Raw genomic sequence first — 12,750 nt, 5'->3', positions numbered from 1 at the left:
AACGCCTGCCGGACGAGCCACCTGCCGTCGGGTGTGCGTCCGGGGGCCACGCCGGCGCTCAGGTGCCGCGGCGGAGGCGGGCGAGCTCCTCGAGGACCTCGGCGGCGGCCTCGGTGTCCTCGAGCAGGAACCCGGAACGCGTCTCCGGTGGTTCCGCGTCGTCGAGCACCGTGACCCCGAGGTCCCCGGCGCGCAACGGCTGTGGCTGCTCACCGGCGCAGACGAGCCGGACGGCGGCGGTGGCGCCGACGTCGGCGCGCAACCCGTCGACCTGGTCGGGTGTGACGAACCGCAGCCCGCCCTTGGCGCCCGACAGCATCATCATCTCCGCGACCTCGTCGGGGTCGCGTCGTGACACCACCGCCACCGTCGTGTGGGCCAGCGCCAGCAGGATGTTGAGCGACTCGGAGGAGAGCTGCTCGGCACGCGCCCCGGCGGGATCGCCGAGGTCGGGGGCCAGCGCGCCGTCGAAGTCGCAGGCGACGAGCAGCCGTGGGGTCAGGGCGATGCGGTCGAGGGCGCGCCACAGCTCGTCGAGGTCGTCCATCGTCGGCTCCTCCCGGGGTGTACCCGACCACTCTGCGAGATCGCGACGCCGGAGGAAAGCGCTGATGCCGCGACCGGGCGTCGCGAGCCGAGGAACGACACCGTCGGGTGACGGACCGGTGCAGTGCTCGCGGGGTCCGAGGAGGCGCCGCACGCGAGGGTGCGAGTCGGGGGCGTCGCCGCGAGGTACCGGCCGCTGCCCGGCCCGCTGAACCTGTGGCCAACGGTTCGAGTACGCGCCGGAGGGCCAGGCCCTGGCCGTCCGGCGCGCACTCGTCGACCAACCGGTCGGTGACGCCAGGCCCCCCACGGGCCCTGCGCCGCCGAGTGTCGCGATCCCGGTCCCTCCGGCCCCCCACGGGCCTCGGTTTCCGATCCATCTCGCGGTGTTCGGTTGGTTCGTCCGGTGAAAAAGACTTTGCCCGATTAGAGGCGTTGTCGACAGGGGGTTTACCCCCGGTTCCCGGGAACGGTGAGGGATGGGCGGCGTCGCCGGGGCGTCAGGACACCGCCCATCTCTGCACGGTCCAACGACTCCGGGACGAATCGGGCGCGCCGGACCACCCGGTCGGGGGGTCGTCCGGCGACCCGCACCCTGCGGCGGTGCGGGTCGCCGCGACGACGGCGGGCCGCGGCCGGCCGGGGCGAGGCCGCCGCATCGCGGTCCGGGGGGCGGTCAGACGGTGGTCACCAGCCCGCCGTCGATCACGACGTCGGCACCGGTGATGTTGCCGGCCGTCTCCGAGGCGAGGAGCAGCACCACCTGCGCGACCTCCGACGGCCGGGTGAACCGGCCGGTCGGGGTCCCGGCCACGGCGGCGGCCCTGACGGCCGCGGGGTCGAGACCCTGTGCGTGACCGACCGTCTCGGCGACGCCGCCCGCGCCGAGCCACAGCGCGGTCTCGACCGGCCCGGGGCTGACGGTGTTGACCCGGATCCCCTGCGGCCCCAGCTCCTTGGACAGCGACTTGCCGAGGCTACGCAGGGCGGCCTTGGCCGCGCTGTAGTCGATCACGCCGGGGTCGGGCAGCGTCGCGTTGACCGAGCAGACGGTGACGATCGCCGACGGGGCCCGGCGCAGGAGGTGGGGCACCGCCGCCCGCGTCGCGCGGACCGCCGACAGCAGGTTCACCTCGAGGGCCCACTGCCAGTCGTCGTCGGTGACGTGGACGAACCCGTCGGTGCGGGGGCGGACGCCGCCGACGTTGTTGACCAGCAGGTCGATGCCGCCGAAACGGGCCACGGCCTCGTCGACGAGCGTCTGGCAGCCGGCCGTCGTCGTCAGGTCGTCGAGGACCACGATCATCTCGGCGTCGTCGGCGAGGGTACTCAGCTCGGGGGAGCCGTGGAGCGCTCCGGCGGCGACGCGGACACCTTCGCGGACCAGGGCGCGCGCGATCTCGAGCCCGATGCCCCGGCTCGCGCCGGTCACCACCGCTGTCCTGCCGCCGAGGTCGAGCTTCACAGCTCGTGGTCCTTGAGCCAGGTCAGACAGGCATCGGCGATCTCGGACCACCCGGAGTCGATGATCAGGGAGTGCCCGCGGTCGGGGAAGGTCGTGATGTCGGTGACGGCGGCCGAGTGCCGGTACTGCTTGAGGGTCGCGCGGGTCACCGACTCCGGCACCGTGTTGTCCTTGCCGCTGGCGATCAGCAGCAGGGGCCCGCGGTTCTCGTTGCCGGTGGCGACCTTGGCCGGGGAGTGCGGGGCGAAGTTCGCCGAGGCGGCCTCGAACAGGGGCTTGCCCGGCGCGGGGATCGTCCACCGGGCGTGGAGCTCGTCGGACTCTTCCTGCGTGAGCTCGTTGCCGAACGCGAACCGGAACTGCTCGGCGGTCAGCGAGACGGCCCGGTGCTTGTTGCCGGGGTTCTTGAACACCGGCAGCGTCGCCCGCAGCGCCGACAGCGGGATGGGCAGGACGCCCTTGATCTGGGCGGCGTCGATGGCCACGGCGGCCCGTGCCCGGTCCTGCCCGAGGAGCTTCTGGGCGATGAGGCCGCCGAAGGAGTGGCCGACGAGGATCGGGGCGGCGGGCAGCGTGTCGATGATCGCGGCGAAATGGCCGACGACGTCGTCGATGCCGTGGTCGCCGATGGCGTCGGGGTCGCGGCGTGACGCCTCGACCGTGTCCGCGTCGCCGGGCCAGCCCGGCGCCTGCGGGTCGTAGCCCGCGGCACGGAACCGCTCGATCCACGGCTCCCACGACGAGGCGTGCAGCCAGAGGCCGTGGATGAAGAGCACGGGTGTGCCCATGGGCGTCTCCTTCGGTCCGGCGGCCGGCTCCGCTCGCCGGCGCGCCCCGGTCCCGACGTTAGGGACGGCCCGGCGCGCGGGCTTCAGTCGTCGCGACGGCCCGCCCGCGGCCCACCCGGAGGCGCCGACGGTCCGCTAGTGTCGAACGACTGCACGTCGAGCACACCCGGCAGCTGGGCCCTGTTGGTCACGCCGAGTTTCGGGAAGATCCGGTAGAGGTGCGAGCCGACGGTGCGGTGGGACAGGAACAGCCGCTGCCCGATCTCGCGGTTGGACAGTCCCTGGGCGGCCAGCGCGGCGATCTGGCTCTCCTGCGGCGACAGCAGGCCGCGCGGGTTGTGGGCCGGCCGCCAGCCGCGTTCGCCCGTCGCCCGGAGCTCGCGGTCGGCGCGCTGGGCCCAGGTGGGGGCGCCCGCGGCGTCGAAGGTGTTGCGGGCCGCGCGCAGCGGGCCCCGGGACTCGACGGTGCGTCGTTCCCGGCGCAGCCACGAGCCGTGGGCGAGCTGCAGCCGGGCCCGGTGCCACGGATAGGGACGGCCGGCGCCGTCGAGGGCGACGCGGAACAGCTCGTCGGCCGCGGCGGGGTCGGCCAGCACGGCCCGCGAGTACTCCAGCGCGATCGCCGGTCCGACCGCGGGCGCGTCGCCCGCGAGCTTCTCCATGGTGGCCAGCAGTGCCTGGGCCTCGTCGCGGCGGCCGGTGTGGACGGCGGCGTCGGTCAGGTAGCTGATCGTCCAGAGCTGTTGCACGCGTTGGTGTGCCGGGTCGGTGCGGACGAAGACGCGGTGCAGTTCGTCGAACGCCGGTTCGGGGCGCTCGGCGCCGAGCGCGGCGACGCCGCGGGCCAGCTGTACGCCGGCGAGCAGCGACGAGCTCGCGTTGGGCATGCGCTGTGCGGTGTCCTCGGCCTCGGTGAGCAGGGGATGGCGGACGTCCCAGCCACCGCCGACGCCCTCGATCATGGCGACGGCGACGCGCGCGGTGGCGGCCCACACCGCCTGGCCGGTCTCCTCGGCGAGGCGCATGGCCTCGTCGGCGGAGCTCGACACGTCGAAGACGCCGAGGTTGATCTCGGCCCAGGCCCGGATCGCGAGGGCCTCCGCCAGCAGGCCCAGCCGGCCCTGCGCCCGCAGCTGCTGGACGGGCGCGGAGAGGAACGTGACGGCGCGGGCGAAGTCGCCGACGCAGAACGCGGCGATGCCGAGCATCCCGGCGAGGTCGGGGCGACCGCCGGCGTCGAGGCTCCAGCCGGCGAGGTGGCCCAGGATCTCCGGGCCCGACTCCACGGACTCCGCGAGCCCGAGTGCCGCCAGCCGCCGGGGGTCGTTCGCCGGAACGGGCACCGCGTGCGTGGCATCGACGATGTCGCGCCGGACGGCCCCGCCGGGATCGCGCCACCACACCCTGCGGCCCGCACCGGTGAGCAGCTGCAGCGCCAGGTCGGTGTCGTCGTCGGCGGTGGCCCGCCGGGCCAGGGCGACGAGGTGGCTGATCTCGGCGGGCTCGCTCGAGGACCCGTCGTGGAAGACGCCTTCGAGCCAGGTCAGCCGGGACCGCTCCCGCGTCTTCAGGGTCATCCGCGTGACCTGGTCCGTGATGCGTCCGACCTGGGCGAACCGGCCCAGCTCGTAGCCGAGCTCGGCGGCGCCGAGCAGCCGGGCGGCCCGCCGGTCGGGGTCGGGGCTGAGCGCGGCCGCGCGTTCCAGCCACGTGAGCGCGGTGGCCACGGCGCCGCGACGGTGGGCGTCGTGCGCGGCCTGTTCCAGCTCGGCCGCGACCTGCTCGTCGGGTCCGGCGGCCGACGAGGCCCGGTGCCAGACGGCGCGGTCGTGGTCGGTGGACAGGACGCGGGCGAGCGCGGCGTGCACGTCGCGCCGGGCGGCGGGCGACATCGCCTGGCGCAGCGCGGACGCGACGAGGGGGTGGGGGATCCGGTAGGTCTCGCCCTGGACCGCCAGCAGCCCGAGGTCCAGCGCGGGCTGTGCCGCGGCGAGGTCCCCGGCCGCGGGGTGGAGCAGGCCGGCCGCGGCCAGGACCTCGTCGACGGCGTCGCCGTCGTCGAGCGCGGCGACGTCGACGATCAGCCGTGCGGGGGTGTCGAGCTCGTCGGCGCGTGCGACGAAGGCCCGTTCCAGGCGGGCCGTCATGGGCAGGTCGTCGACGGACTCGAGCCAGGTGTCGCGGCCCGACCCCACCGCGACGGGGAACTCGACGAGCGCGAGCGGGTTGCCGCCGGCGGTGCGCAGGACGCGGTCGCGGACCCTCGGTGCGAGGTGCGGGGCCAGTGCGGTGAGCAGCGCCGCCGACGCCGCCTCGTCCAGGCCGCGCAGCTCGACCCAGGTGATCGTCCGGTCGTCGACGAACGGGAGCAGCCCGGGGCGGGTGGTGCACAGCAGCGCGATCGGTTCGTCGGCGATCCGGCGCGCGACGAAGGCCATCGCGTCGACGGAGGGCCGGTCGAGCTGGTGGAGGTCGTCGAGACACACGAGCACGGGCGCCTCGGCTGCCGCGTCGACGAGCAGTTCCAGGACCGCCAGCGACGCGAAGAACGGGTTGGCCTCGACGGGGTCGCCCATGGCGAAGCAGGCGAGCAGCGCCTCGCGCTGGCGGCCGGGGAGCCGGTCGACGCGGGTGAGCAGCGGGCGCAGGAGCTGGTGCAGGCCGGCGAAGGGGAGGTCGGCCTCGGACCGGGCGCCGCGCGCGGTGAGCACCCGGAACCCGGCGGCCCGGGCGTGGTCGGCGACGGCGGCCTGCAGCGCGCTCTTCCCGACGCCGGGCTCGCCCACCAGGCCGGTCACGACGCCGCGGTGCGCGATCGCGTCGAGCCGCTCGGTCAGCGCCTGCAGCTCCTCGTCGCGTCCGACGAGTCGCGGGCCCGGGATCGTCACGCGATGGAGCATCCGCCCCGACCCCCTGGGCGTACAGGGCCGTCCGGTGGTTCCCGCGACGACGACGCGGCCGGTCACGTCCGGCGCAGCAGGTCCTCCACCCGGGCGTGCAGCTCGTCGATCCGGGCGTTGACGACGGCGAGTTCGGCCTCGACCACGGCGTCGCCGTCGCGGGGCGCGCCGCCGGTCGCGATCACGAAGCGGCGGAGGGGTTCGTGGTCGGCGCGGGCCTGCAGGGCGTCGTCGCCGGTGAGGGCGGCGAAGGTGTCGAGGGTCAGCGTCGGGCGGTCGCCGGCGCACCCTGCGCAGCAGGCCACGAGCCGGCGCCAGCCGAGGCGGCCGGCGCCGGAGTCGACGAACAGCTCGGCGGCGCGGCCGCACCGGCAGCGCCCGGTCCGGACGGTCCGGACCCGCTGGTGGGCGTAGCGCAGGCCCAGCTCGTGGCGTCGGTACCGGCCGGAGGCGGCGACCTCCAGCACGACGACGTCACGGTTCTCGGGCACGCAGGTGAGGTCGCGTGCCGCGGCCATCGTGTGGAGGCAGTAGAAGCCGCACCGGCACAACGGGTGCGGGACGGTGTGGTGCGCGTTGTTCACGCAGACGGCGTCGTCGTCGGCGCGGTAGACGCGGGCGCGGCCGGCGCCGACGCCGCTGAACGCGGTGGTGGCACCGTCGGCGGAGATCATCGGGAACGCGATCTTGAACCCGGTCAGCGGCGTTGCCGAGAGCTCCCGTGGCGCGCTCCGGCGGATCACGGTCGTGGGTGGTCGCCCGGCCGGAGCGTCCGGCGGCGCCGGGCGTCGGCCGCGAGGAGCAGTGGCGTGGACCGGCCGATCGTCCCCAGTTCCACGGCGACCAGTGCGACCGCGACGGTGAACCCGATACAGGCGAGTGCGATGGCGACGTCTCCCCACATGGTTCCTCCTCAGGAGTATCGCTTCACGATACGACTGTGTCGTATCACGATGCAACCTTCGCGTGGCAGAGTCGGGCCGTGCCCGGGCTGACGCACGACGACTACGCGAACCTCCTGCGCTTCCGCACCGCGCTGCGCCGGTTCGACAGCTGGAGTCGCGAACAGGCCGGCCGGGTGGGGCTGACCCACGCCCAGCACCAGCTGCTGCTCGCGGTGAAGGGCCACGACGACCCACGGGGCCCGACGATGAGGGAGGCCGCCGCCTACCTCGACGTCCGCCACCACAGCCTCGTCGGCCTCGCGGACCGCGCCGAGACCGCGGGCGTCCTGCAGCGCGTGCGCGACGACGACGACGGGCGCGCGGTGCGCCTGCGCCTGACCGACGCCGGAGAGGAACGCATCACGCAGCTCAGCGAGCTGCACCTGGCCGAGCTCTCCCGGCTGGAACCGATGCTGCGCCACGTCGTCGGCGGGCCCGCCGACGACTCACCCCGCTGATCATGCATCGAGAGCACCGCGCCGGGGTACCGGACCCTCGTCGCGTGGCCGCCCCGGCCTCCCGTCGATACCCTTCGGCGGTCCCCCGGGCCACGATTGGGAGTTCGATGTCCGTTGCGCGGGAGGGCGCCGGCAGCCCGTTCGCCCGCGGCGGCGGGCTCGGCAGGGTGATGGCCGGCCTCGACTGGTCCGCCACGGCCGTCGGCACCCCCGAGACCTGGCCGTCCGCCCTGCGCAGCGTCGTGCGGATCCTGCTCGGGTCACGGTTCTCGATGTGGATGGGCTGGGGCCCCGAGCTCACCGTCTTCTACAACGACGCCTACCGGCGCGACACCCTGCGCGCCAAGCACCCGTGGGCACTCGGGCGGCCCGCCCGCGAGGTGTGGGCGGAGATCTGGGACGACATCGGCCCCCGCATCGAGTCGGTGCTGGCGACGGGCGAGGCCACCTGGGACGAGAACCTGCTGCTGCTCCTCGAGCGCAGCGGCTACCCCGAGGAGACCTACCACACCTTCTCCTACAGCCCCCTCGCCGACGAGGACGGCGTCGCCGCCGGGTTCCTGTGCGTCGTCACCGAGAACACCGACCGCGTCCTGTCCGAGCGCCGGATGTCGACGCTGCGCAGCCTGTCGGCCGCGCTGGCCGGGGCCCGCTCCGAACGGGAGGTCGTCGCGGTCGTCGGCGACCAGCTCCGGGGCGCCACCCGCGACCTGCCGTTCACCGCGGTCTACCTGACCGACGCCGACGATGACACCGCACGGCTGGCGTGCGGCACGGGCGGCGCGCCGGGAACCGCCGGGGCGCCCGCGCAGGTCGGCGCCGACCACCCCTGGAACAGCCCGCAGGTCCGCGCCGGCGCCGCGATCGTCGTCGACGACCTGCACCGGCTCCTCCCGGAGCTGCCCACCGGGGCCTGGGACCGCCCGCCCCACCAGGCCATGGTGCTGCCGCTCGGACCCGTGCAGGACGGGGTGGTCAGCGGGTTCGTCGTCGCCGGGCTCAACCCCTACCGGGCCCTCGACGAGGGCTACTGCGGGTTCGTCGAGCTCCTCGCCGCGCAGATCGCGTCGGGGCTGCTCAACGCACGCGCCTACGAGGCCGAGCGCACCCGCGCCGAAGCGCTCGCCGAGCTGGACCGGGCCAAGACCGACTTCTTCTCCAACGTCTCCCACGAGTTCCGGACCCCGCTCACCCTGATCATGGGTCCGATCGAGGAGCTGCGCCGCGACGCCGACCCCGGGCCGGTCGACGCGACGCGGCTGCGCACGGAGCTCGACGTCGTGCATCGCAACGGGTTGCGGCTGGGCAAGCTCGTGAACAGCCTGCTCGACTACTCCCGGCTACAGGCGGGCCGCGTCGACGCCCGGTTCGTGCCGGTGGACCTGGCGCGGCTGACCGCCGAGCTCGCGGGCGCGTTCCGCTCCGCGATCGAGAGCGCCGGAATCGGCTTCGCCGTCGACTGCGCGCCGCTGTCCGCGCCCGTGCACGTGGACCGGGACAGCTGGGAGAAGATCGTCCTCAACCTGCTGTCCAACGCGCTGAAGTTCACCTTCGACGGCGACATCCGGGTCGAGCTGCGCGAGGTCGGTGGTGTGGTCAGGCTGACCGTGGCCGACACCGGCGTCGGCGTCGCGGCGGCCGAGATCCCGCGGATGTTCGAGCGGTTCCACCGGGTGACCGGGGTCCGGTCACGGTCCACCGAGGGCAGTGGCATCGGGCTGGCCATGGTGCGTGAGCTCGTCGGCGTGCACGGCGGCACGATCACCGCGGAGAGCACCCCGGAGGTCGGTACGACGTTCGTCGTCGAGCTGCCGTTCGGTACCGCCCACCTGCCTGCCGACCGGATCGACGACGCACCCGAGGAGGTCGGCGCCGCGCCGCGCCTCGCCGAGCCCTACGTGGCGGAGTCGCTGCGCTGGCTGCCCGGTCCCGTCGCCCCGACCGCCGGGGAGGGCCCCGTCGGTGCAGCCCGGGTGCTGGTCGCCGACGACAACGCCGACATGCGCGACTACCTGCGGCGGCTGCTGTCGGGCACGCACGTCGTCGACGTGGTGCCCGACGGGCGGGCCGCGCTCACGTCCGCGCTCGCCGACCCGCCGGACCTCCTGGTGTCCGACGTGATGATGCCCGGCATGGACGGGCTGGAGCTGCTCGCGCGGCTGCGGGCCGACCCACGGACCGCCCGGGTGCCGGTGCTGCTGCTGTCCGCCCGCGCGGGGGAGGAGGCGGCCGTCGAGGGGATGGCCGCGGGCGCCGACGACTACCTGGTGAAGCCGTTCGCCGCCGCCGAGCTGCTCGCACGGGTCGACGGCACGCTGCGGCTGAGCCGGGCCAGGACCGAGGCCGAGCGCCGCTTCCGCATGCTGGCCGACGCGACACCCGCCCTGATCTGGGCCGACGGCCCCGACGGCGACCGCGCCTTCGTGAACCGGGCCTGGTGCGACTACACCGGCACCGAGGACCCCCGGCAGTGGCACGCCCTCATCCATCCCGACGACGTCGACCGCTACGACGCGCGGCGCGCCGCGGCCACCGCGGCCGGCGCAGGCTTCGACGTCGAGTACCGCCTCCGCGGCGGCGACGGGCGCTACCGCTGGGTGCTCGACCGCGGGGTCCCGGTCCACGGCGCCGGGACCGGCTACGTGGGCGGGTGCCTCGACATCGACGCCCGCTACCGCGGGGAGGAGCGGCAGCGGCTCGTCGCGCACGTAGGGGCGGGGATGGATGCGGTGTCGACGGTGGACGAGCGCCGCGACGTCCTCGTCCACGCCCTGGTCGACGAGGGCGTGGCCGACCTCGCAGGGCTGGTCGTCGCCCCCGCCGACCGGGCGGTGGCGGCCCGCGACCCCGAGCTCCTCGCCCTCATCGACGCCGACCCCCGCCACCTCCTCGACGTCGCGGGGGCCCCGCGGCTGGTCGTCCCCGGTGACGACGGGTTCCTGGCCGGCGCGTCGCCGCAGCAACGGCAACGCTGGCGCGAGCTCGGGGTGCGCAGCGTCGCGCTGGTCCCGTTGGCGGCGCGCGGGCGCATCGCCGGCGTGCTGGTCGCGGGCCGGACCGCGCCCGCCGCACCGCACGACGACGACGACCTCGCCCTGCTCGTCGAGCTCGGCCGCCGGGCCGCCGTCGCACTGGACAACGCCCGGCTGTTCGTCAGCGAGCAGGCGACGACCGCGCGGCTCACGCTGCTGCAGCAGGCCACGGCGGCGTTGTCGGCCGCGCCCACGCCGCGCCGGGTGGGCGAGGTGGCGACCGAGCAGTTCCAGCAGCTCACCGGGGCCACCGCGGTCGGGTTGTGGGAGCTGCGCGCCGACGGCGTCCTGGAGGCACTGGCGTTGCGCGGCTGGGACCCGCGTGTCGAGCGCGACTGGAGCACCCTGCCGACCGACTCCGAGGACCCCACGGCGGAGGCCGTCCGCACCGGCGCGCCGACCTGGGTGGAGACCGACGACGACTGGCGCACCCGCTACCCGGGCATCCGCGACCTCGTCCGCCGCGAGTACGGGTACGCCTCGGTGTCGTCGGTGCCGCTGCTGGTCGCGGGTCGCTGCATCGGCGTCGTGTCCATGGCGTTCGTCGAGGACCGGGTGTTCGGCGACGTCGAGCGCACCGCCGTGATGTCGTTGGCCGAGCAATGTGGCGAGGCGCTGCGCCGGGCCGAGCTGCTGGCCGCCGAGAGCGACGCCCGCCGGGCCGCGGAGAAGTTCACCGCGGTCGTCGCCGCGCTGTCGCGGGCGGTCACCCCCGCCGAGGTGGGGCAGGTGATGCTGCAGCACGCGGGGGACCTCGGGGCCGCGGAGGCCGCGGTGGTCCTCGTGCAGGAGACGCAGCTGGAGGTTCTCGCGGCGACCGGGCCCGTCGGTGTCCGGCGGGTGCCGCTCGACGCCGCGCACCCGCTGGCCCACGCGTCGCGGACGGGGCAGCCCGTGTGGGTGGGGGACCGCTCGGAACAGGCCTGGCGCGACCGCAGGTTGCGGGCCGGGCAGATCGCGCTCCCCGACCAGGTCGCGGTCCCGCTGGTCCTCGCGGGGACGCCCCTCGGTGCCCTCGGCCTGCGGTTCCCCGACACCGCCGCCCCACTGTCGGACGAGGCACGCGCCGCCCTGCTCACGGTGGCCGCCCAGTGCGCCCAGGCCATCGACCGGGCGCGGCTGCACCAGGCCGAGCACGAGATCGCCGCCGTCCTGCAACGCAGCCTGCTGCCCCGCGAGGTCGCCCCGCTCGACGGGCTCGCCGTCGCCGCCCGCTACCGGCCCGGCGCGGCCGGTGTCCAGGCGGGTGGCGACTGGTACGACCTGTTCCCGGTCGCCATGCCGGGTGGTGGTGAGGGCATCGCGCTCGCCGTCGGCGACGTCGTCGGCCAGGGTGCGCCGGCCGCCGCCGTGATGGGCCAGCTGCGGGTCGCGCTGTCCGGTGCGCTGCGTGAGGGCCGGACGCCCGCCGAGGCGCTGGAGACCCTCGACGGGTACGTCGGCTGGATCCCCGGCGCCGCCGCGTCGACGGCCGCCTGCCTGATCCTGGACCGGGAGACCCGGACGCTGCGCTGGGCGCGCGCGGGCCACCTGCCGCCGCTGCTCGTCGACGCCACCGACGCAGGCTTCCTCGACGGCGGCCACGGCGCGGTGCTCGGCATGAGCGGCAGGCCGCCCTACACCGAGGGGGCGACCGTCGTCCGGCCTGGCGCGACCCTGCTGCTCTACACCGACGGCCTCGTCGAACGCCGCGGCGAGCTGATCGACGACGGCCTGGAGCGGCTGCGCACGGCGGCCGCCGAGCTCGCCGACGCCCCGCCCGAGCAGCTCGTCGACGGCCTGCTCGACCGGCTCGACGAACACGGGCTCCACCTCGACGACGTCGCCGTCGTCGCCGTCCGGCTGCTCCCCGACCCCCTCGAGCTGCAGGTCCCCGCGAACGCGGGGGAGCTGCGGGGGCTGCGCCGCCGGATCGCGGCGTGGGCGCGGCTGGCCGCGCTCGACCCGCCGCTCCTCGACGACCTCCAGCTCGCACTCGGTGAGGCCGCGGCCAACGCCGTCGACCACGCCTACCCGCCGGACGCCCCCGGCACCTTCGACGTGCGGGTCGCGGTGCGCACCGCCGGGGCGGTGCACGTCCTCGTCGCCGACCACGGCACCTGGCGGCCGGTGCCCGCGGACAAGGGGTACCGCGGCCGGGGCCTCGACCTCATCCGCTCCCTCGGCCGGGAGGTCGACATCCGCCGGGGCGTCGACGGGACCGTCGTCGAGTTCGTCGTCGTCCCGGACGGGACGGCCGGGCAGGCCGCGGCGCGTCCCGGTGGTCCCCCGGCCGCGCCACACCTGGAGGTCGTGCGCGGGGAGGGCCGGACGCGCGTCGAGATCAGCGGCGAGATCGACCTCGCGTCGGTCGAGGACGTGCGCCCGGGCCTGCTCGCACTGCTCGACACCGTGGGGCCGGGGCAGGAGGTCCACCTCGACCTCGACGGCGTCGGCTACCTGGCCAGCGCCGGCGTCGGCATGATCGTGGACCTGGTGCGGCTGGCCGCCGCCCGGTCGGTCCGGCTCGGGGTGGGCGCCCGGCCCGGCACGCCAGCGGCCCGGGTGCTCGACCTGGCGCGGATCGGGCCGGACGGCTCCTGACCCCGGCCGGTCGGCCGCTGGGGCGGCGCGCATC

The 12,750-nt window shown here is 75.5% G+C and carries 8 protein-coding genes; 2 read left to right on the top strand and 6 right to left on the bottom strand.

The features are described from left to right. Positions 1 to 58: 58 nt before the first annotated feature. From AB7F12_RS28290 to AB7F12_RS28265, 6 genes are all read right to left on the bottom strand, one after another. A complete protein-coding gene (locus AB7F12_RS28290) occupies positions 59 to 547 on the bottom strand; it encodes a hypothetical protein (RefSeq protein WP_428498833.1) in 489 nt (162 codons plus the stop codon). Between the two features lie 675 nt (positions 548 to 1,222). Then, positions 1,223 to 2,011: an SDR family NAD(P)-dependent oxidoreductase gene (locus tag AB7F12_RS28285; protein ID WP_428498832.1), complete on the bottom strand. Its 789-nt coding sequence runs from the start codon at positions 2,009 to 2,011 to the stop codon at positions 1,223 to 1,225. Further along, positions 2,008 to 2,799 carry an alpha/beta hydrolase gene (locus AB7F12_RS28280; protein ID WP_428498831.1) on the bottom strand — a complete coding sequence of 264 codons (792 nt, stop codon included), beginning with the start codon at positions 2,797 to 2,799 and terminating at the stop codon, positions 2,008 to 2,010. Before AB7F12_RS28280 ends, AB7F12_RS28285 begins: the two co-directional genes overlap by 4 nt. Positions 2,800 to 2,882: 83 nt before the next feature. Beyond that, complete coding sequence (locus tag AB7F12_RS28275) at positions 2,883 to 5,687, bottom strand: ATP-binding protein (protein ID WP_428498830.1); 2,805 nt, start codon at positions 5,685 to 5,687, stop codon at positions 2,883 to 2,885. A 74-nt stretch (positions 5,688 to 5,761) separates the two neighbouring features. Further along, positions 5,762 to 6,442: a hypothetical protein gene (locus tag AB7F12_RS28270; RefSeq protein ID WP_428498829.1), complete on the bottom strand. Its 681-nt coding sequence runs from the start codon at positions 6,440 to 6,442 to the stop codon at positions 5,762 to 5,764. After that, entirely contained in the window at positions 6,439 to 6,603 is a 165-nt protein-coding gene (locus AB7F12_RS28265; protein WP_428498828.1) for a hypothetical protein, read from the bottom strand. The genes AB7F12_RS28270 and AB7F12_RS28265 overlap by 4 nt, the downstream gene beginning before the upstream one ends. 78 nt (positions 6,604 to 6,681) lie before the next feature. Between AB7F12_RS28265 and AB7F12_RS28260 the strand changes: the two genes are divergently transcribed. Then, a complete protein-coding gene (locus tag AB7F12_RS28260) occupies positions 6,682 to 7,101 on the top strand; it encodes a MarR family winged helix-turn-helix transcriptional regulator (RefSeq protein ID WP_428498827.1) in 420 nt (139 codons plus the stop codon). A 107-nt stretch (positions 7,102 to 7,208) separates the two neighbouring features. After that, entirely contained in the window at positions 7,209 to 12,716 is a 5,508-nt protein-coding gene (locus tag AB7F12_RS28255) for a GAF domain-containing protein (protein ID WP_428498826.1), read from the top strand. The last annotated feature ends 34 nt before the right edge of the window (positions 12,717 to 12,750 follow it).

The sequence above is a fragment of the Pseudonocardia sp. genome (assembly GCF_050250275.1).
Taxonomy (GTDB): Bacteria; Actinomycetota; Actinomycetes; order Mycobacteriales; family Pseudonocardiaceae; genus Pseudonocardia.
This window is presented reverse-complemented; position numbering and strand designations above follow the sequence as displayed.

Excerpts from the sequence above, each read along its gene's own strand:
- AB7F12_RS28265 (WP_428498828.1), bottom strand. The coding sequence starts at position 6,603 with ATGTGGGGAGACGTCGCCATCGCACTCGCCTGTATCGGGTTCACCGTC.
- AB7F12_RS28255 (WP_428498826.1), top strand. The coding sequence starts at position 7,209 with ATGTCCGTTGCGCGGGAGGGCGCCGGCAGCCCGTTCGCCCGCGGCGGC.
- AB7F12_RS28280 (WP_428498831.1), bottom strand. The coding sequence starts at position 2,799 with ATGGGCACACCCGTGCTCTTCATCCACGGCCTCTGGCTGCACGCCTCG.
- AB7F12_RS28290 (WP_428498833.1), bottom strand. The coding sequence starts at position 547 with ATGGACGACCTCGACGAGCTGTGGCGCGCCCTCGACCGCATCGCCCTG.